The following is a 19,963-nucleotide window of genomic DNA, read 5'->3' as shown; positions in this document are numbered from 1 at the left end:
ATCAAGGCCATCGTGCACTTCGACACGAAGAAGGACGACCAGGGCGACCGCGACATCAGCATCGACAGCACCAAGACCAGCCTCGCCTCGTTCAAAAAGCTCGCCGCCAACCCGATCTTCAACGTCAAGCTCGGCTGACCCACACGAACAACGCAAAGCGCCGCCCGGAAACCACCGGGCGGCGCTTTGCGTATGCGGTCAGCCGTGGAAGGTGGCCGGGTGGGGGCCGATGCGGCCGTCGCGGTCCAGGGCGTCGATCGCGGCCGACTCGGCGGCGGTCAGCTCGAAGCCGAAGACGTCGAGGTTGGCCGCGATCCGGGACGGGGTGGCCGACTTCGGGATCACGATGTGCCCCTGCTGCAGGTGCCACCGCAGGACGACCTGGGCCGGGGTGACGCCGTGCGCCCGCGCGGCGGCGACGACCGGGGCCTCGGCGAGCAGCGCGCCGCCCTGGGCGAGCGGGCTCCACGCCTCGGTGGCGACGCCGTGGGCGGCACCGGCCGCGGCCGTCTCCCGGTTCCGCAGCGCCGGGTGCAGCTCGATCTGGTTGACGGCGGGGACCGTGCCGCCGAGCGCGACCACGCGGTCCAGGTGCTCCGGCAGGAAGTTGGAGACCCCGATCGCGCGGGTCAGGCCCTCGGCGTACAGCTCCTCCAGGCCCTGCCAGGCCTCCAGGTAGGCGTCGGTCGCGGGGGCGGGCCAGTGGATCAGGTACAGGTCGACCCGGTCGAGGGCCAGCCGGTCCAGGCTGGCGTGCAGGGCGTCCCGCGCGGACGTCCGGCCCAGGTCCGTGATCCACAGCTTGGTGGTGACGAAGAGTTCGTCGCGGAGCAGGCCGGAGGCGGCGACAGCCCGGCCGACGCCGGTCTCGTTGCCGTAGACGGCCGCGGTGTCGATGCTGCGGTAGCCGATCTCCAGCGCGGTGGAGACGGTGGCCTGGGTCTCGGCGTCGGGGATCTGGAAGACGCCGAAGCCGACCTGCGGGATGGCGACGCCGTTGTTCAGCGTGACGGCGGGGAGGTGGCTCATCGTTGCCTCGTTTCGGGATCGGTGCGGTCAGCGCGCGGCGGGAGCCGGGCCGAGAGTGGCCCGGGCGGCGAACTCGCCGCCCGGAAGACGGGTCGCCAGCAGGTAGACGAGCAGGGCGGCGACGGTGACGGCGGCGCCGGCCCACAACGGGGAGGTGTAGCCCAGGCCGGCGTCGATGGTGCGGCCGCCCAGCCAGGCGCCGAACGCGTTGCCGACGTTGAAGGCGGCGATGTTCGCGCCGGAGGCGAGGGTCGGTGCCTGCTCGGCGTGCCCGAGGATGCGCATCTGCAGACCGGGGACGGTGGCGAAGCCGAATCCCCCCATCAGCAGCAGGCCGGCGACGACGGCGACCTGGTTGCCGGCGGTCAGCGCGAACCCGGCGAGGATGACGGCGAGCCCGGCGAGCAGCACGATCAGGGTGAGCGGGAGGTTGCGGTCGGCGGCCCGGCCGCCGGCGATGTTGCCGAGGAACAGGCCGAGGCCGAACACGATGAGCAGCCACGGAACGGCCGTGCCGGGGAAGCCGCCGACCCCGGTCAGGGTGTAGGCCAGGTAGCTGAACGCGCCGAACATGCCGCCGTACCCGAGGATCGTGACCAGGATCGACAGCCAGACCTGGCCGCTGGTGAAGATCCGGAACTCGCCGAGCGCGCCGCCGCCGGCCGGAGCGGGGGTGGCCGGGATCAGGGCCGCGATGCCGCCGAGGGCGAGCACGCCGATGATCGCGATCGCCCAGAACGTGGCGCGCCAGCCCGCGGCCTGCCCGAGGAACGTGCCGAGCGGCACGCCGAGCACGTTGGCGACGGTCAGCCCGGCGAACATGATCGAGATGGCCGCGGCCCGCTTCTCGGCCGGCACGAGGTCGGCCGCCACGACCGAGCCGATGCCGAAGAACGCTCCGTGGCACAGCGCGGCGAGGACGCGGCCGAGCAGCATCAGGTTGTAGTCCGGGGCGACCGCGGAGAGCAGGTTGCCCGCGATGAAGAGCACCATCAGGGCCAGGAGCGCACGCCGGCGGTCGACGCGGCCCAGTGCGGCGGTGAGCCCGATCGCCCCGATCGCGACGGCGAGGGCGTACCCGGAGATGAGGCCGCCGGCGACCGCCTCGGTCACCCGGAAGTCGGCGGCGACCTCGGGCAACAGCCCGGCGATCACGAACTCGGTCAGGCCGATGCCGAACCCGCCGATGGCGAGCGCGTACAGAGCGATGGGCACGGGAGACTCCTTCAGCGCGTGCAATATCCAGCGTGTGCACTAGTTGCATGTGCAACGAGTTGATAGTTGCAGACGCGCTATATCGGCGCAAGGCGGTGTAGGGTGAGCGGCATCTCGGCGGGAGGAGGCCGGCATGGGGATCGGCAACGACGCGGTCGAAATCCGCGCCCAGGGCTGGCGGCGGCTCGCCGCGCTGCACGGGCTCATCGAGGCCGTCCTGGAGAAGGAGCTGCAGGGCGCGCACCGGCTCTCGGTGGTGGAGTACACCGTGCTCGACGCGCTGAGCCGCCAGGACGGCTGGCACATGCGCATGCGGCAACTCGCCCGGGCGGCCGCCCTGTCCAGCAGCGCGACCACCCGCCTGGTCACCCGCCTCGAGGAGCGCGGGCTGCTCACCCGCGTCCTCTGCGCCGACGACCGGCGCGGGATCTACACCGAGCTCACCCCGGCCGGGCGGCAGCTGCTCGACAAGGCGCGGCCGACCCACGACCGGGCCCTGGAGACGTCGCTGACCCAAGCGGAGCAGCTGCCCGAGCTGGAGAGCCTGGTCGCGGCGTTGCACCTGACCTGAGCCGTCCGGCGAACCGGTGGATCAGGCACGTGCATGGATGAACCGGACGAGCCCGCTGAATGCGGGAGGTGATCTCCGTCGATCGGCCCGGCCGCGCGGCCGATCGGGCGATGGCTAAAGAAGGAATGTCAACGCGCGGCTCGTTTGTCCGCTACTCGCTTCCCCCACCTGCGGTTATCTGGTGTACCGACTGAGGGGGACAGGTAGGTGGAAAGTGACGGCGAGAGTGGTTCAGGTGGTACGGCGGCATTCCCGGTCGTCGCGTCCGTGACTCTCAGACCGCTGCCGGCCCGGTTGTTCCGGCGCCGGAGCCGCGAGCCCGGGGACATCCCGCGGCGGCCGGACACGATGCTGGTGGCGCAGTTCGAGGACGCGTACGAGGTGGTGCCGCGCGGCGTCGCGCTCACCGACCGGCTCCTTGTCGACGCGTCCGTCCTGATGCTGGTCAGCACCGCGCAACGGCTGGTCCGGGTGACCGTCATGCTCCCGTCGGCCGATCCGCGCACCGCGATCGAGGTGGCCGCCAATTTCCGGTGCCGGGTGCTGGACCCGCTCGTCCTGCTCCAGCAGGGCGGCTCGGACGTGCGGCCGCTCCTGGAGGAGTACCTGCTGCGCTACTCCCGGGTCCGGATGACCTGCCTGGCGATGTCGCTCTCCGACCGGTTCCAGTGGTACCGGTTCCAGCAACAGGTGGTGGCGATGCTGATCGCCTACGGCGAGGTGGTGCCGGTGCACGTGCCGGGGCTGACCGCGGTGCTGGCCGACGTGGTGGTGAGCATCCGCCCGGTCGAGCGCCCCGGCCTCTCGGTACCGCCGCCTCCACCCGGACACGCACCACCCGAGCCCGAGGAGCCGGATCCGGTCCCGTTGCGGGGGCTCAGCCACACGTTCCAGCCGGACAACTACACCTGGGAGTCGCGATGAGCAGGTCGCCGGCCCGGGCGCTGCGGGCGGTCCTCGGCGTGGACGAGGAGATCCTCGAGCAGATCCCGGCCGAGCGCTCCCGGTACACCGCGATGGCCGGGGTCATCCTCGGCACCGCGTTCGCCGCGATGGTGTCGATGGGCATCGCCATCGCCTTCGTCCGCGACGGTTTCCCCTGGCAGGCCGTGCCCATCGTGGTCGGCTGGGGCCTGTTCGTGCTGGCCGTCGACCGCTGGATGATGTCCTCGGCGACCACCGCGAACGCCCGCGTACGGGCCCTGCGCCTGCTTCCCCGGCTGCTGCTGGCGCTGCTGGTCGGCCTGGTGGTGGCCGAGCCGCTGGTGCTCACCGTCTTCGGCAACGAGATCACCGAGCAGTCCGATCGGGAACGCAAGGCGGAGCTGGCCGCCCTGGAGAGCGACCTGCTGGCCTGCAACCCGGTGCCGGGCACCGACGAGGAGAAGACCGCGCCGGTCGGCACCCCACGATGCGAGCAGAAGCGGCTGGTGCTGGCCGGGGCGTCGGTCGACGGCAAACGGGCCCAGATCGCCGACCTGGAGAAACAGGCCGCCGGGCTGAACACCGTCGTGCAGCGGGACAGCAAGGCGTACGCCGACATCGAGGCCGAGGCGCGCCGGGAGTGCCTCGGCACCTCCGGACCGGGGCTGACCGGCCTGCGTGGACAGGGCCCGAACTGCCGGCGGCTGCGGGCCCAGGCCGACGAGTACCGCAGCGACCACCGGATCCCGCAGAACACCAAGGCGCTGGCCGATCTGCGTACCCGGATCGAGGATCTGAACCGGGGCGTCGGTGTGGACGCCGACGCGTTCGCCGAGGCCCGGAAGGTGGCGGTCGCGGAGAAGGTGTCCGAGGCGCGTAGCCGGCAGGCCACCCTCGGCCCGCTGGAACGGATGCGGATGCTCGGGCACCTGACCGACCGCAACGGGTACGCGCAGGCCGGCGAGTGGGCGCTGCGACTCTTCCTGATCCTGATCGACGCGCTGCCGGTGCTGGTCAAATTCCTCACCGGCTTCACCACGTACGACGAGATCCTCTCCGACCGGCTGCGCCAGCGCAAACACGGCGAACTGGCGGTGAACAAGGTGCTCGGTGGTGAACGGGCCCTGATCGCCCAGCTCAAGCAGCACAGCAACGACGCGCAGTACCGCGCCGTCGAACGCCGGATCCAGGCCGACGGGGTGCGGCAACTGCGCGAGGTCGACGCGGCCATCGAACGCGAGGTGGACGCGCGCGCCGACCGGCTGATCGGCGAGACGCCGACGCTGTCGTTCACCGTCCCGGCCGGCAGCACCGGCCGCCGGCCGGAGAACAGGCCGCCGACCGTCGTCAAACCGCAGCGGCCGCCGTCGCAACGGGAACCCGAGGACTGGTCGGACCGGCCGCGGTACGGCGATCGGAGCGCCACCTGATGACCGGGTACGCCGACCGCAGCACCGTCCGCCGCCAGCCGATCTACCTGCTGCTCGACGTCTCCGAATCGATGTGGCGCAAGGACCGGAACGGCGTCAGCTCCCTCGACGTCTTCCAGCCGATGATCGACAAGCTGGTCCTCGACCTCGGCGGGATGCCCCGGATCAACGTCAGCGTCTGGCTCAGCGTGCTCGCCTTCAGCGACGGCGTCGAGGAACTGCGCGCGATGTCCCCGCTGATCGCCGCCGACCAGTGGATCACACCGCCGACGCTGGGCCAGGAGACCAACTACCTGCTCGCGCTGCGGGCGCTGGCCGACCGGTACCCGAACGACGCCGAACGGATCCGTCAAGGGGTGGCCCGGGCGGGGCACCAGACCAGCCTGCGCCCGCCGCTGGTGTTCATCTTCACCGACGGCGCGCCCTTCGCCGACGGCCGTGACCAGCCGGACGACTCCTGGCAGCGCGAGCGGGAACGGGTGACCGGCGACCGGATGCGGGCCTGGATCGCGGCGGCCAGCGTCCGGCGCGAACACGAGCGCATCCTCTGGGAACTGGCCACCGGCAGCCACGACCAGCGCAACGCGTTCCTGGCCGAGCCGGACTCGCCCGCCGAGGCGCTGGCGGCCAGCATCCGCCAGTGCATCGCGATGAGCATCCAGCAGTCGGTCCGCGCCGGCGAACAGGTGATGCGGGTGCCGCACGGGATGAAACGGGCACAGCTCACATGATCACCCGTCAGATCGCGGTGGCCCTGTTCAGCATGTCGGCGCTGGTGGCGCTGATCCTGCTCGGGCCGCTGGTGTACTACGCCACCCACCACTGGAGGAGGTCGGAGATGGCCGTGCTGAATCCGGTCACCGTCGCCGAGGTGACCCGCGGGATGCCGCTGCCCCGGAACCCGCCGGGACCGGCCGCGGGGTCCGCCCCGACAACGCTGGACTGCCCCCGCCTGCCCCGGCAACTGGTTCTCGACTGCCGGTGGCACGTGTCCCACACCGGCGGCTGGTGCGGCCCCCCGGACCGCCGCAGCCGGATGCTGGTCGGCGCGGTGGCCGCCCGCGGTGGCATGCACGCCGCGATGGATCAGGAGGGCCAGGACGCGGTCGGCGCCGCCTGGGACCCGGCGACCGGCCGGCTGCTGACGGTGGTCGCCGACGGGCTGGGCTCCCTGCCCGACTCGGGCGTGGTCGCCGTCAACGCGGTTCAGGCGGCGCTCTACCTGTGGGCCAAGCGCACCGGCGAAGAACCCCTGCACGAACTCGGCGACCTGCTGTTCCGCCGGGTCGCGCAGGGCCTGGAGGCCAGCTTCGGAGCCGGGGTCGCCCAGCGCGGCGGCACCACCCTGGTCGCCGCCGAACTCGTCCCGGACGAGGGGGGCGCGACGGTGACCGTGCAGGGGGTCGGTGACTCGGAGGCGTGGCTGCTGGCCGGTGACGAGTGGGAGCCGGTGCACCACGAGCGGCCCGCGGGCTTCGACGGGAACGACAACGCCACCCGGGACCTGCCCGGCGATCCGCGGCCGCGGACCTGGACCGGCCGGGTACCGCACGGCGGGCTGCTGCTGCTGGCCACCGACGGATTCGCCGGACGGATGGCATCCGGGCGGTCCAACGAGTGGATGCGCCGACCGTTGACACCGGCCGACCTGGCCCGGGAGATCATCGACGTGAAGGACACGTACTCCGACGACTCCGGCGTGGTTGCCGTCTGGGTGGACTGAGGATGGCGGTGATGCCAGGACCGGCCGCCGTGCCGGTGACCGCGCTGCGCCCATCGGCCGCTCAGCCGCTGCTCCTGCCGGAGGGCGGCACGGCCACGGTGGCACAGGTGGAGTACGAGGGCAGGCCGTACCTCTTCAAGCGTTACCACGACGAACATCGCTCGGCGGTCCGGCCCGGCGAGCTGGACCGGCTGATCGCCTGGCAGACCCGTGGCTCGCGCGCCGACCAGCAGGTGATGAACGCGATCGCGGCCTGGCCGCGGTACGCGGTGTGGGACCGGGACGGACTCGCCGGCATGCTGATCCGGCCCGCCCCGGGCGCGTACTTCCACCGGGACCGGCCCCGGGCCCTGGACATGCTGCCCGACCCCGGCGACGGCCGCCCCGGTGAACGCCGCGACGCGCTGGCCATCCGGCTCAACGCCTTCGGGCACCTGGTCGCGGCGATCACCTGGTTCCACGACCGCGGCGTGATGATCAACGACCTGCACGCCCACAACGTGCTGGTCAGCCGCTTCGGCGACGGGGTGCACCTGGTCGACTGCGACTCGATGACCGGCCTGCACTGGCGACCGGTCCTGCCCCCGCCCCGCAACGTCGCACCGGACGCGATGCGCGCGGTGATCCCCGGAGTCGACGACCCGTCGCAGGCCACCGACTTCGCCCGGCTCGCCTACGTGATCATCTCGCTGCTGGCCGGCGACGAGATGGAGGAGATCGGCGAACCGACCGTGGAGCAGCTCGCCGGGATGATCGGCGACCCGATGGCCCGCTTCCTCTGCAAGGCGCTGGCGATGGTCGTGCCCGTCGACGACGCCGACCGGGTGTGGCGCGTGCTCGGCCGATCCTGGCGGGAGGTGGCGGTCTGGGCCACGGCGGGCGGCGCCGAGGTCACCGAACCGGAGCCGCTCTGGGAGCCGCCGCTCGGGACGCTGCTGCCGCCCGGGTTCACGTTCCCGCGGCTGGATCTGTCGATGTTGGAGCGGCCCTTGGTCGTACCGCCGCAATCGGTTCTGGAACGCAAGCGGTCCGGCGGTGTGCGGGCCTTCCTGAACCGGCGATTCGGGGTCCGATGGACGATCTGATCGTCGATCTCGCCGACGGGAGCACCCGTCTCACCCCCGGGCGCACCTGGTACCTGGTCGCCCGGCCCCGGCGGCTGGAGATCACCGTGAACCCCACCGCGCCGGAGCGGATCGCCTTCCTCGCCCGGATGATCAGCGGCTGGTACCTGCGCATCGAGAATCCCGCCGCCGCCGGGATCAGCCTGGACGGGCAGCCGGTGCGGGACCGGTCCACGCTGATCACCGGGAGATCGGCGGTGCTCAGCCGGACGATCAGCGACGCGATGCCGGCCGCGGCGCACCGCTCCGGCTGGGACCAGGGGGCGGTGACCCGTGCGCTGCGCTCGGCCTGCCCGACCTACGCCGACCTGGAGCTGCTGCTCGCCCGCGACCTCTACGTCGAGCTCTACGCCATCGTCCCGCCCGGCGACATGCGGGTGGTGAGCGACCGCGTGATCCGCGCCGCGCGGGAGAACTTCTGGCTCGGCGAACTGCTGGCCGCGATCCGGTTCGCCGCCCCCGAGGACCCGGTCCTCGACCAGGTCGTGCCCCGCTTCGACCAGGAATCCATCGTCGACCGGGCCAAGGGCATCTTCGACCTGCCCACCTTCCTGGCCGGCGTGACCCGGATCAGCGCCCGGGTCTGCCGGATCCAGGTCGCCGACCGGGCCGCCCAGGTCTTCGGCACCGGCTTCCTGATCGGGCCGGACCTCATGATGACCTGCCGCCACGTCCTGGAACGGCTCTTCACCGGGGTCGCCCGGCCGGACCAGGTGATCGTCACGTTCGACTTCCACAGTCAAGCCGACCTGACCGCCCGGCTGCAGTCCTCGCTCGGCCTGGCACCGGACTGGCGGGTCGCGGACGCGGCCGGCGAGCTGGACTTCGCCCTGGTCCGGCTGAACGGCACCCCCGGCACCGACGAGGTCGAGAGCGGCGAGCGGCGCAGCTGGTTCTACCTGCTGGACGAGAAGGACCCCGAGCCCGGCGCGCACCTGTTCATCCCGCAGCATCCGCGCGGTGCGCCGCTGAAGGCCGCGATCGGCGAGGTGCTCGACAACGGATCGGGCCACGGCCTGTTCACCCACCGGGCCAACACCAGGCCCGGCTCGTCCGGCTCCCCGTGCTTCACCTTCGACCTCGACCTGGTCGCCATGCACCGGGCCGGCTGGAAGGACGACCCCGCGGACGGCAACGCCGCGGTGCCGATCAGCGCGGTTCTGCGCCACCTGCGCGCCGGCGGATTCGACATGAACCTGCTCGGCGAGAGCTGACCGTACGACGAAAGAGGAGCCACCGATGACCTTCCGCTGCATCGACCGCGTCCCCGGCGACGACCTGCAGGACCTCCTCGACCGTGGCAACGGCCGGTTGGAGGCGGCCGGCGACCCCGAGTACTTCTGGCCGAACGGTGCCACGCTGCGGGTCCGTTTCCTGGACGGGCTGCCGGGACTGCACCGGCAGGTGATGGCCGCGGCCACCGAGTGGACGGACCGGGCGAACCTCACCCTCGTCCCGGTCGAGGAGGGGCCGGCCGAGATCCGGGTGACCTTCGACGAGCCCGGTAACTGGTCGGCGCTGGGGACGATGGCGCTGTTCACCGAGATGTTCCCGGCCGACGGGCCGACCCTGTGCCTGGGCGAGGCGCCGGTCACCACGCCGGGACGGGTGGCGCTGCTGGCCCGGCACGAGTTCGGGCACGCGCTCGGGCTGGTGCACGAGCACTCCAGCCCGGCGGCCGGGATCCGCTGGAACAAGCCGGTCGTCTACCGGGAACTGGGCGGGGCGCCGAACTTCTGGTCACCCGGGACGGTCGACGACAACGTCTTCGCCCGGTACGCGGCGGACCGGACCCAGTTCACCGAGTTCGATCCGAAGTCGGTGATGCTCTATCCGGTTCCGGCGCGCTGGACTCTGGACGGGTTCGGCACCGTGGAGAACACCGCACTCTCCGCGACCGATCTGGAGTTCGTGGCCGCCACCTATCCCGGCCGTTAGCGTCGCGGGGTCAGAACATGCCGTTGGGGACCTCTTCGTCGTCCGGAACGGGCTGCTTCACGTCCCAGTGCTCGGTGATGAGGCCGGCATCGAACTTCCAGATGTCCACCACGGCCAGACCGGGGGCGCCGGGGTCTTCGCTCATGCGGCAGTGCACGACGACATACTGCTCGTCCGCGATGACCCGCTTCAGTTCGAATTGGGCTCTGGAAACCGGGCCGGACTTGATGGACTCGACGAACGCGTCGCGACCCGACGATTTCCGGGGGCGTGCTCGATGAAATCCTCGTGCAGAACCGAGTACAAGACATCATGCCGGCCGGCAGCGAACTCAGCGAATGCGTCGAGGAAGATTTCCTTGTTCGTACGGGTGGAGGTTGTTTCGGTCATGCGCCGATGCTGGCATCGACGCAGCGCCAGGTCGATTACCTGGCATGTAATGGCTGTACCCGGGAGCGGGTCACTACACTCGCGATCATGACCCGTGCGGTGGGCGAACTGCTCCGTCAATGGCGCCGGGCACGGGGCCTGAGCCAACTGGAGTTCGCAAACCGGGCGGGGGTCTCGACCCGGCACGTCAGCTTCGTCGAGACCGGCCGCACCGCGCCCAGCCGCGACATGGTGTTACGCCTGGCCGAGCACCTGAGCGTGCCGTTGCGTGAGCGTAACCGTCTCCTGATCGCCGCCGGGTATGCCCCCGTCTATCTCGAGCGTTCCTGGGACGGACCCGAGATGACCGCCGCGCGACACGCGGTCCGTCAGATCCTGGATGGACACCATCCCTACCCGGCCCTGGCCGTCGACGGCCGGTGGAACCTGGTCCTCGCCAATTCGGCGATGACGGTGTTCCTCGACGGAGTCGACGCGTCCCTGCTCGAACCGCCGGTCAACATGATGCGGCTCAGTATGCATCCCGGCGGATTCGCCTCGAGAGTCACGAACATGCCGGAGGTGCGGGCGCGGCTCCTGTTCCGGCTCGCCGGCCAGGTGCGCCAGTCCGGCGATCCGTTCCTGACGTCGCTGCATCGGGAGGTGATCTCCTACGGCACCTCGGAGGCCGTGGTGCGACCGGGTGCCGACGACATCGCTATGCCGATCAGAATCAGGCACGGTGGACAGGAGCTGAGCTTCATCAACATGATCGCCAGATTCGGCACCGCGTTCGATGTGACTCTGGACGAGATCGCGGTGGAATCGTACTTTCCCGCTGATTCGTCCACCGCCGACGCGCTCAACCAGAAACAGTGACCGAGACCTTCGTCTTCCGCGGCTACACCCCGGTCAGCGTTCAGATCGGCAAGAGCGGGGCGCCCGGTGATCCCTTTCGGTCGGTGCCCAGGACGAGGATGGCTACCGCGATCGCGGCTGTCGCCGCTGCCGCCAGCAGGCATCCGGGGATGAACCAGGGCGCCACGCCGTCGAGGTGCGAGCCCGGCCGCAGTGCCGAGTGCAGGACGTAGACCCGCCCGGTGTAGGTGAGATGCGCCCGGAGCATGACCGCGTTGACGATGACGGCCCACACCGGAGGCGCGGAGATGGCCACGGCCGCGCCGGTGAAGGCCGCGGCCAGCCGTCCCCGGCCTGGGGACAGGGACCGGATCCGGTAGGCGAGCGCGGCGGCCAGCAACCATCCGGTCAGTGCGCCGAGGAGCCCGCCCGCGACGGTCAGCGGCAGGTAAGCGGCGTTGCGTTCGGCGGTCAGGGTGCCGTGGACGCCGCCGATCCATGAGTCGCCGGATTCGCTGGCGAGGAAGTCGGCCGCGGTGCCGTTCAGAACGAGGCCGTCGCGTTCGGCGGTCAGGGACGCGTCCCGGGAGTCGAACGTGCAGGTCTCGCCGCCGAACTCTTCGTCCGGGACGCAGCTGATCGACGCTTTCCTCGGGTGGACCGTGAACTCGGTGATGGTCCAGCCGGCCGCGCTCAGACCGGTGCGGGCCTCTTCGATGGTCCAGGACGGCGTGCCATCCCGCCGGTCTCTCGGTGACACGCTGAAGTTCAGGCCATCGGCTCTGCCCGGCATGCTGGTCCGAAAGGTGAAGCCGGCCCCCGGCATCGGGTCCGCGACCGCGGCGTGCAACAACTCCAGGGCGCCGGCCCGGCCCGGCAACTCGGCGAAGGTGCGCTCGCCGAGCCAACTGCCCGCGGCCGCGCCGAACACGCCCAGCACCACGGTCACCAGCACCGCCGCGACCCACGCGAACGGGCGGCCGGACGGGAGCCGGAACCGCTGCCGCAGCCCGCTGACGATCAGATGCCAGGCCTCGTCGGCGGAGGGCCGGGTGCGGCCGGGCTCGGCCATCTCCAGCAGGGTGGTGATCATCTCCGTGCCGTGCCGGCGTCGGTAACGTCCCGAGTAGGCCAGCAGCAGGCGACGGTAGTGCCGAACCAGCCGCTCGTCGGCGGTGGGCCAGGTTTCGGTGGTCACGCGGGGCCTCCTGCGGGTACGGCGAGACGGGAGAAGCCCGGGACGATGCCCGGCCGGCCGCGCAGCTGTTCCCGTGCCGCGTCCGCGTGGCGCTGCAGCCGCTCGATCTCGGTGGCGAGTGCGGTGGTGCCGTTCGTGGTGAGCCGGTAGTAGCGGCGCAAGCGTCCCTCCACCGCCTCCTCGTGGTCCAACTCGATGAGCCCCTGCTCGACGAGCCGGTCGAGTGCGCCGTAGAGGGTGCCGGGCCGTAGCTTCACCTCGCCGTCGGAGAGCTCGGCCACCGTCTGCACGATGCCGTAGCCGTGGCGGGGCTGCTTCGCCAACGCGGCCAGGATCAGGAACGTCGGTGTCTGCATGACGGCAGACAGTACGTCAGCCGATATGTATCGTCAACCGATGTATTGAGCGCTCGATCCCTCCGCGTTTCTTGTCGTAGGTGACCGGTACCTTGCCGGGATGTCGATCAAGTCGTCGGTACCCGCCCCGCTCGAAGCGTTGCAGTCTCTGCTCGCCGCCCCGCCGTGGCGCCGGCGGCGGCCGAGCCCGATCGTCCTCGACCTGCGGGCACCTGAGGTGCCGGTCGTCGTGGAGTGGCTGCCCGGCGAGCGCGAGGAGTGGCTGTCGGCCGGGGCAGACCGCATGGGTGTGGGGGACTGGGCGAGAGCCGCCGATCGCCTGCGGCGCGGCGAGCCGGCCGACTGGCGCGAGGCGGTCGAGTTCTTCTGCGCCGGGCCGGAGGAGATGGCCCGGCCCCTGCTCGCCGACTGGCAGCCGCTGAGCAGTCAGGATTGCGGTTCCTGGATGCGGCGGATCGTCGCCCGGTTCGAGGGCGACGCGCTGCCGGCCGTGAAGCGTCTGTACTCTCGCGCACCGGCGGAGGTCAAGGAGCTGTACCAGCCGTTCTCGGCACCGGACCTCGCTTGGCGGATGGCGGGAACCCTGCAGCATGCGATGCCGGGCACCGCGGCCGCGCGTGCCTGGCTGGACCGGCATCCCGAGCTGGCCGCGCAGGAGTTCATCCCCTCCGCGCTCGGCCCGGTCAGTCGCGGTCGACGGGCGAGGGAGCACGCGCTGCTGTTCCTGGTCGCCGCCGGTCACGTCGAAACCGTCCGCACGGTCGCCAAGTCCTACGGGCCGGAGGCCGCGGCCGCCATCGACGTACTGATCGCCGGCGACCCGCTGGCGATCCTGCCCCCGAAGCTCCCCGCGCTCCCCAAGTGGATCGACCCAGCCGTCCTGCCGCCGGTCCGCCTCAAGCGGCCGTCCGACCCGGAGGCGCCCGGTGCCGACAGCGGACCAGGTCTCGTGCTGCCGGCCGGTTCGGCGCGGGACCTGGCGATGGTGTTCGCGCTGCATGACCTCCGCGAGCCGTACCCTGGGCTGGAGGTGGTCCGGGAGGCCTGCGAACCGGTGGACCTCGCCCGGTTCGCCTGGGCGCTCTTCGAAGCGTGGCAGGCCGCCGGCGCCAACGGAAGGCAGGGCTGGGTACTGGACGCTCTCGGTCTGGTCGGTAACGACGAGACGGCGCGGCGACTCACCCCGTTGATCATGAAGTGGCCCGGCCAGAGCTGGCATTCCCGGGCCGTCCACGGTGTGCAGATCCTCGTCCAGATCGGCACGGATGTCGCCATCCTCCAGGTGTACAGCATCGTCCTGTCTTCACGGTTCGACGGTCTCCGCAGTTCGGCTGAGTGGCACTTCGAGCGGGTCGCCGAAAGGCTGGACCTCACCGTCGAACACCTTGCCACCCGCCTGCTGGCGGGTGAGTCGGTGATGCCGGTCTGACCAGAGACATCAGGACTCGCGGCCCGCTCTGTAGAGATCGAGCAGCTCCGCCCAGGTGCTGATGCCGCCGGTGACGCGCTGCCTGCGCGTCGTGGCGGTCCGCAGCATCGCCTCCACCCGGTCGTCCCGCAGGTGCAGCGTGTCCACCAGTTTGCGAAGGTGGGCCGCGGCCTCATCGGAGCGTTCGCGGATGCTGATGTCGATCGCGCTGGTGAACACGTGGACGTCCTGCTCCGCGAGGGCCGCGATGGTGCGCTTCCAAGCTCCGTACGGCAGCGCGACCAGCACGTTGCGGATGGCGTGGCGCAGCCGGAACGCTCTGCGGGACTTCCACGAGTTCGTCGAATCGGCCACCGCGATGCGCTCGATCGTCGCCGCGGTGTCGACGAGCAGGGCGGCCGCGGCGTCCACGTCGACCTTCGCCAGGCGGGACAGCAGCCGCCCCAACGGTTCGAGCAGCATCGGATCGCCGGGCTCCAGGACGAGTTCCCGGACCCGTTCGAGGGTGGCCCGGCGCTCGACGACGGTTCCGATCGGGGCGCTGTGGCAGTAGAGGGTGCGGCGATATTCGTACGCCCGCCGGCCGAGAGTCGGATTGGGAGCCGCGTCGGGCTGTTCCAGGGCTTCGAGGGCGTCGTCGAGCCGGGCGAACTCGTCCGGGTCGGCCCAGCGCTCCGCGTCCTGGTCGAGGCCGGCCCCGACCAGGTTGAGCACCGCCGTCAACGCGCCCTTGTCCCGGATCTTCAGCGCGGCCCCGAGGGTCTTGGAGCCGACCATCCGGCCGTGCCCGACCCGGGCCGCGATGGCGAAGCCGTCCCGTACGGTGCCGGGGACGCTGCTCGCGAGCAGCGCGTGGACGACCGGGGCGACGCGCTCGGCGAAGTCCGCGGGCAGCGTCAGCCGCTTGTGGACGATCTTGGTGATCGCCCCGTCGAGGTAGCGGCCGTCGGTCGTGGCGAGAGCGTCGCCGATGAGATGGTCGAACGCCTCCGGGAAGTCGGCGGCCAGATGCTCCAGCCGGGGCATGACGATCCTGCGCAGCTGACCCTCGCCGGCCCTGGGAGCGCTGCGGTGCGACCACCTGGTCAGCGCGTTCCGGGCGCCAGCCACGTCACCGAGCGCCGCCGGTACGAGAAGCGCGGCCAACTGGTCGACGTCCAGCCAGCCGGGATCGACCTCGCCGCGGATCACCTCCGCCACGATGGTCGCCACCTCCGCTGGTGGCAGCGTGCCCGCGTAGAGCGCCTCGCGCCACAGCGCCTTGTCCGATCGGCCTTTGCCGGGTGCCGCCGCCGGTGTCCGCAGCCGCTCGGCACACCGTTTCCGCGCCACCTTGGTCGCCGGGGTCTCGGCGGGCTCCGCTCCACCCGGCAGCCGGGGCCGATGTCCGCCACCGAGCAGGTGCTTGAGGAAGTAGTTCCCGATGTGCGTGCGGGCCATCGGCTCCGTCGCCGAGAGCAGGATGGTGATCAGCCGGTCAGCGACGGCCGGCTCCTGATCACACGCCAGGTCGGCGAGGGCCCGTAGCCGTGCGGGCCCGGAGAGCCACGACGGCGGCGCCCACCCCTGGCCCGGCCCGAGCGAGGCGTACGACGACACGCCGGCGGCGAGGTCCCCGGCGACCGCGACCGGGTCGGCGTCCTCCGCCGCCCAGATCTGCCGGATGATGCCGGCGACAACCAGCCCCAGTTCGTTCGCGCCGCTCGGATCGGTCCGCACCTCGGAGGGGATCACCGCCAGCAGGCGGCGCAGCCGGTCCGCCGGGAGCCGGCACTCGGCGGCGACGGCGAGCATGGCCGCCACGCCGTCCTGCGCGCCGTCGTCACGGGTGGCCGCCCGGGCCATCTCCTCGAGGCGGTCGGCGCACCAGCCGGGGTCCGCAGGGGCGAGTTCGCCGAGCAGATCGAGGACCGGCTTGCGGCGCCGCTGTGCGGCGTGCGGATCCAGTCGCAGATACCAACTGAGGTGCGGGGCGTCCTCGGCGGTGACCGCGTCGAGGATCGGGTCGCGCCGGATGACGGCGAGGGATCTGAACGCGCCGAACACCTCCGCGCGCACGTGGGCGTCGTCGTGCTCCCAGGCCAGCGCGAGGTCCTCGAGCACCGCGCCGAGGTCGTCGTGGCGTACCCGGGAAACGAAGATCAGGTACCGGCGGGCGAGTCCCTTGCCGGCCGACGCCAGCAGGCGGTGACCGGCGGTCGCGGTCAGCGGGCCCCGGTGCCGGGCCTGCGCGTACGCGGCGATCGCGACCTGCTGGACCCCGCTGTCGGTGCAGTTCAGCAGGGTGGCGAACGCCTGGTCGACGACGGCGGCATCGTAGGCGGTGCGGCAGGCGTAAACGAGCGCCTGCTGCGTCACCGCACCGAGGAAGGCGTCGTCGGGCCGGACGAGAGTCCGGGTCACGAGGGCGTCGAGCGCGGTGGCACCGAGGGCGACGATCGCCCGGGCGACCGCGTACTCGAAGAAGGTCTGGTGGAAGAACTCCCGTAGACCGTCGCCGACCTCGTGCACCACGCTCCGGCGCACCAGCGTGGCGAGATCGTCGAGGAGGCCCTCGACCCGCTCCAGCGCCCTGGTGCCGGCACTGTCGACGCGCGGTGTCCCCGCCGCCAGCATCACGACCGCGAGCATCTCGGCGGCGATCGAGAGATCGTCGTCCGGGCCGGAGCCGGTCCGGTTGGTTCGCGCGTCGGTGCGGACCCGCAGTTGCCAGTACTTGTCGAAGAGGTCGGTGACGTCGATCTCCGTCTCCACCGGCTGATCACCGGTGTGCTCGAGCTGATGCAGCTCGAACAGCATCCGCAGGGTGAGTGGCACCTGGCAGATCTGCGCGATGGGCAGGCCACGGGCGACCGCCGTCAGCACGGCCTGGGCGATCGCGAACGGGTCGAAGCGGCGATCGATGAAGTGCTTCGCGTGCTTCTCGACGGCCGCCGGCAGCTCCCCATCGCTGTAGGGGCCCAGCTGCACCTTCTCGACCTCGTACTGCTCGGCGTAGCGGCGCAGCAGCTCATACTCCCGGGGACGGCAGGTCATGACGAGCGCGGCACCCGCGGCGGAACAGGCCCGGATCACCTCGTCCAGAACGGGCGGGAACTCGTCGGAGCGCAACAGCAGGTCCACCGTGTCCACCAGCAGCACCGGCGGTCCCGCGTCCCGGGGCGCGACGCGCAGGGCCCAGGCGATGTCGGCGATCGGGACCTCGGTCTCCAGCGCGCCCGCCGCGACGAGCCACACGCTTCTGCCGGTCTGCCGCCGCAGGCCGCCGGTGAGCCGCCACAGGGCGCTGGTCTTGCCGGTGCCGGGCTCGCCGACGATCACGGTGACCGACGCGGTGCCGCACCGGGCCTCGAGATCAGCCTCGGAGCGCACGTCGCGACTGCCGGCGAAACGGCGGGGTACGTACAGGTCCTGCAGGAACAGCTCCATCGACCGGGTGTCGACCAGGCGGTTCGCCTCCCGCATCGCCGCGTGGGTCGCCCGTTCCAGGACGCTGACGGCTTCCGGACGCTGTGGAACGCCGGCCTGGTCGGCGCGATCCCGGATCCACTTGAGCGCGTCGCCGGGGTACAGCGAGCCGTACGCCGTCAGATAGGCCCGGCAGACCGCGGCCTCCCCGGTGGCCGGGTCGTCCTCCAGCAGGAGCCGGAGCTTCGCGGGTGGCAGCCCGACCTCGTACGCGTAGATCCGTTGGACGTTGCGCGGGCTGAGTCTTCCCTGGCGGGCGAACTCCCGTTGGGACAGCCCGCCGACCCGGTACCGGTCGAGCTCCGTGAGGAAGAGCCTGGCCGCCGCGCGCAGCTCTTCGGGCACCGGCACGTAGCTCGAGTCTCCCACCCGACGTTGATACCACCGGAAGCACTCGGAAGCGATCCGTGCTTCCCGATGCTTCCGGGTCCCGAACAGCCTTTCCGGCCCGGGAGATCCGTTGATTCCCTGCGCCCATGCCGAACAACACGGAGCCCTGGCCGGCCGCACCACCGCCGGCGCGACGGGTCGCCGACGCCGTGCGCGAGGCCGACGCCGTGGCCGACTGGCGGCTGCCGCGCGAGCTGTACCGGCAGGTCATCGCGATGTTGCCGGAGCCGCCGCCGACCGAGCTGCTCGGTGCGCTCGCCGAGGCGCTCGCCGGGCTCGTCTCCTCGTACGCGGGCAGGATCGAGCTGCTCGCCACCCACACGCTCGCCGTCCTGGCCGCCGTCGAGGGCATCGAGATTCTCGACGATCCGCTCTTCCTGCGCCTTTACCACGACGAGCGATTTATCCGTACGGGTGAGACCGAGCGCCGTCCGCCACCCTTGCAGGCGGTCGTGGAGACCTGTCGCCGGGTGCGCGACGCCGAACTGTTCCGTGACCTGCTGCGTGGGGCCGGCGGCAGCGCTGTCCTCTGCGGGTCGGTGGCGTACGGCGCGTGCTACAACGTCCGGACCGAGTCCGACCTGGACCTGGTCGTGGTGGTCGGCGAGACGGGTCTGCTGGCGACGATCGCCGACGTGCTGGCCCGGCTTCCCGGCGTGTCCGGCGCCGATGTGGCGCGCTTCGCCGCGCGCGCCCGGATCTTCGCCGGAACCTACGACGACGGCAACACCTCGTTCAGCCACAAGGTGGTGGTCCGCGCCGACGGCGCCGCCGACCCGTTGCTACCGGCCGGCGGGCCTGCCCCGCTGTACCGGATCAGCCTGCATGTCCTGACCCGGCCGCTGCTGCGCTATGTCCTCGTCGATCCGGCCACCCGGCTCACCCGCGACGACGCGGGCAGGGCGCGGACCATGCGTGACTACCGGGAGACGGTCACCGAGCGCACGGACGTCCACCGGACGTTCGCCGGCCGTCAGTACGCGCGTGACCCGATCGTCGAGCCCGCCGAGGACGGGCATCTGCGAACCACCTCGATCTACGAGTTCGACGACACGGACGCCTACTGTCTCGGATTCGTTCAGTCGTTGCTGATCACGGCCCGGTCCGAGCCGCTCTGGGACGACCTCGGCATCCGGCCGGAGCTGGCAGCCTTCCAGCGCAAACTCCGGGAGCGGCTGCGGACCGAACGCGCCCGGTGTCCGTACAACCTGATGCTTCTGAGTCTTGCCCACGTGCGGCGAGCGGTCCTCGCGCCGCACGTGGTCCGGGCCCTGGACGGTTACTGACCTGGTGGTTCGAACGCTGACGGCAGCCCGAGCTCGGCCCGGGCCACGTCGAGGAAGCGTCGCTCGGCCTGCCACAGCTCGTCGAAGCGATCGGCCGGCAACGCGTCCGCGGTGCTACCCGCCCGCGCGGCCGCCAGCAGCCGCGCCTGGCGGACCAGCGCCGAGGACTGGCTGACCACCTCGGGCCGTCCGGCCACCAACCGGAGCGCGGTCTTGGTGCTCTCCAGCCGTTCCCGGTAGCGGGCGCCCTCGTCGTCGAAGAACGGCATCAGGTCGCCCGGAGCGCGCGGGCGCGGCACCGCGGTGATGCGAGCGGCGGGGTTGAGCGCGAACGCCACGTACTCCCGGACCGCGCCGATGAAGTCGGTGTACGCGGTCAGGCGGATGTCCCGCCACTGTCGGTCCTGATCACGCCGCCAGAGCCGATCCTGCGCCCGGACGGTGAGCCAACCGCCGACCAGGACCGCGAGCAGCGTTGCCGTCGCGGTGACAAACGCCTGGAGAACATTCACCGGCACCACCGTTCATGTCGATCTGTAGCGGTCACCTTACCTTCCGTTGTGTACCCCGGGACTTTGGTCCGCTCAGCTCGGGACCACGTCCCCCTGATCTTGGAGGGGTGACGGAGCAGGCTGGGAGGAGATCGAAGGAGAGA

The 19,963-nt window shown here is 71.4% G+C and carries 17 protein-coding genes and 1 pseudogene; 11 read left to right on the top strand and 7 right to left on the bottom strand.

The genetic code is table 11. The features are described from left to right. Window positions 1–198: 198 nt before the first annotated feature. Together CHC09_RS26165 and CHC09_RS26160 are read right to left on the bottom strand one after the other, a co-directional pair. Window positions 199–1,029, bottom strand: a complete 831-nt coding sequence (locus CHC09_RS26165; RefSeq protein WP_089295830.1) for an aldo/keto reductase — start codon at window positions 1,027–1,029, stop codon at window positions 199–201. Window positions 1,030–1,056: 27 nt separating this feature from the next. Beyond that, complete coding sequence (locus CHC09_RS26160; RefSeq protein WP_089295829.1) at window positions 1,057–2,244, bottom strand: MFS transporter; 1,188 nt, start codon at window positions 2,242–2,244, stop codon at window positions 1,057–1,059. Between the two features lie 133 nt (window positions 2,245–2,377). Between CHC09_RS26160 and CHC09_RS26155 the strand changes: the two genes are divergently transcribed. The 8 genes from CHC09_RS26155 (at window position 2,378) to CHC09_RS26120 (ending at window position 9,954) form a co-directional block, all read left to right on the top strand. After that, entirely contained in the window at window positions 2,378–2,815 is a 438-nt protein-coding gene (locus CHC09_RS26155; protein ID WP_089295828.1) for a MarR family winged helix-turn-helix transcriptional regulator, read from the top strand. Window positions 2,816–3,082: 267 nt separating this feature from the next. Continuing rightward, window positions 3,083–3,739, top strand: a complete 657-nt coding sequence (locus CHC09_RS26150; RefSeq protein ID WP_089295827.1) for a hypothetical protein — start codon at window positions 3,083–3,085, stop codon at window positions 3,737–3,739. After that, window positions 3,736–5,169 carry a DUF4407 domain-containing protein gene (locus tag CHC09_RS26145; RefSeq protein WP_089295826.1) on the top strand — a complete coding sequence of 478 codons (1,434 nt, stop codon included), beginning with the start codon at window positions 3,736–3,738 and terminating at the stop codon, window positions 5,167–5,169. The genes CHC09_RS26150 and CHC09_RS26145 overlap by 4 nt, the downstream gene beginning before the upstream one ends. Beyond that, on the top strand, window positions 5,169–5,900 hold the full coding sequence (locus CHC09_RS26140; RefSeq protein WP_089295825.1) for a vWA domain-containing protein: 732 nt from the start codon (window positions 5,169–5,171) through the stop codon (window positions 5,898–5,900). Before CHC09_RS26145 ends, CHC09_RS26140 begins: the two co-directional genes overlap by 1 nt. Next, window positions 5,897–6,892, top strand: a complete 996-nt coding sequence (locus tag CHC09_RS26135; protein WP_089295824.1) for a protein phosphatase 2C domain-containing protein — start codon at window positions 5,897–5,899, stop codon at window positions 6,890–6,892. The genes CHC09_RS26140 and CHC09_RS26135 overlap by 4 nt, the downstream gene beginning before the upstream one ends. 11 nt (window positions 6,893–6,903) lie before the next feature. Beyond that, window positions 6,904–7,977 carry a BUD32 family EKC/KEOPS complex subunit gene (locus tag CHC09_RS26130; protein ID WP_143232549.1) on the top strand — a complete coding sequence of 358 codons (1,074 nt, stop codon included), beginning with the start codon at window positions 6,904–6,906 and terminating at the stop codon, window positions 7,975–7,977. Then, the gene (locus CHC09_RS26125; RefSeq protein WP_089295822.1) at window positions 7,965–9,230 is read left to right on the top strand and encodes a trypsin-like peptidase domain-containing protein; all 1,266 of its coding nucleotides are present in this window, start codon (window positions 7,965–7,967) and stop codon (window positions 9,228–9,230) included. Before CHC09_RS26130 ends, CHC09_RS26125 begins: the two co-directional genes overlap by 13 nt. Before the next feature lie 25 nt (window positions 9,231–9,255). Further along, window positions 9,256–9,954: a zinc metalloprotease gene (locus CHC09_RS26120; protein ID WP_089295821.1), complete on the top strand. Its 699-nt coding sequence runs from the start codon at window positions 9,256–9,258 to the stop codon at window positions 9,952–9,954. 10 nt (window positions 9,955–9,964) lie between these two features. On the opposite strand, the pseudogene CHC09_RS26115 reads toward CHC09_RS26120, so the two are convergent. Beyond that, window positions 9,965–10,201, bottom strand: a pseudogene (locus tag CHC09_RS26115) (nuclear transport factor 2 family protein); the annotation flags it as partial. A gap of 230 nt (window positions 10,202–10,431) precedes the next feature. Between CHC09_RS26115 and CHC09_RS26110 the strand changes: the two are divergent. Continuing rightward, entirely contained in the window at window positions 10,432–11,202 is a 771-nt protein-coding gene (locus tag CHC09_RS26110) for a helix-turn-helix domain-containing protein (RefSeq protein WP_089295819.1), read from the top strand. A gap of 40 nt (window positions 11,203–11,242) precedes the next feature. Here CHC09_RS26110 and CHC09_RS26105 read toward each other — a convergent pair whose 3' ends face one another. Together CHC09_RS26105 and CHC09_RS26100 are read right to left on the bottom strand one after the other, a co-directional pair. Further along, window positions 11,243–12,379, bottom strand: coding sequence for a hypothetical protein (locus CHC09_RS26105; RefSeq protein ID WP_089295818.1), 1,137 nt, complete (start codon window positions 12,377–12,379; stop codon window positions 11,243–11,245). Continuing rightward, entirely contained in the window at window positions 12,376–12,735 is a 360-nt protein-coding gene (locus CHC09_RS26100) for a PadR family transcriptional regulator (protein ID WP_089295817.1), read from the bottom strand. The genes CHC09_RS26105 and CHC09_RS26100 overlap by 4 nt, the downstream gene beginning before the upstream one ends. Window positions 12,736–12,835: 100 nt before the next feature. Between CHC09_RS26100 and CHC09_RS26095 the strand changes: the two genes are divergently transcribed. Then, window positions 12,836–14,164, top strand: coding sequence for a hypothetical protein (locus tag CHC09_RS26095; protein ID WP_089295816.1), 1,329 nt, complete (start codon window positions 12,836–12,838; stop codon window positions 14,162–14,164). Between the two features lie 9 nt (window positions 14,165–14,173). Here CHC09_RS26095 and CHC09_RS26090 read toward each other — a convergent pair whose 3' ends face one another. Beyond that, window positions 14,174–18,001 carry an NACHT domain-containing protein gene (locus CHC09_RS26090; protein ID WP_089295815.1) on the bottom strand — a complete coding sequence of 1,276 codons (3,828 nt, stop codon included), beginning with the start codon at window positions 17,999–18,001 and terminating at the stop codon, window positions 14,174–14,176. A 107-nt stretch (window positions 18,002–18,108) separates the two neighbouring features. On the opposite strand from CHC09_RS26090, the gene CHC09_RS26085 reads away from it, so the two are divergent. Beyond that, entirely contained in the window at window positions 18,109–19,308 is a 1,200-nt protein-coding gene (locus CHC09_RS26085) for a hypothetical protein (protein WP_089295814.1), read from the top strand. On the opposite strand, the gene CHC09_RS26080 is transcribed toward CHC09_RS26085, so the two are convergent. Next, entirely contained in the window at window positions 19,302–19,820 is a 519-nt protein-coding gene (locus tag CHC09_RS26080; protein ID WP_143232547.1) for a hypothetical protein, read from the bottom strand. The genes CHC09_RS26085 and CHC09_RS26080 overlap by 7 nt on opposite strands. Window positions 19,821–19,963: the final 143 nt, after the last annotated feature.

The organism is Actinoplanes regularis (assembly GCF_900188005.1).
Lineage (GTDB): Bacteria > Actinomycetota > Actinomycetes > Mycobacteriales > Micromonosporaceae > Actinoplanes > Actinoplanes regularis.
Note: the sequence above shows the minus strand (reverse complement) of the source record. Positions and strands in the feature narration are given on the sequence as shown.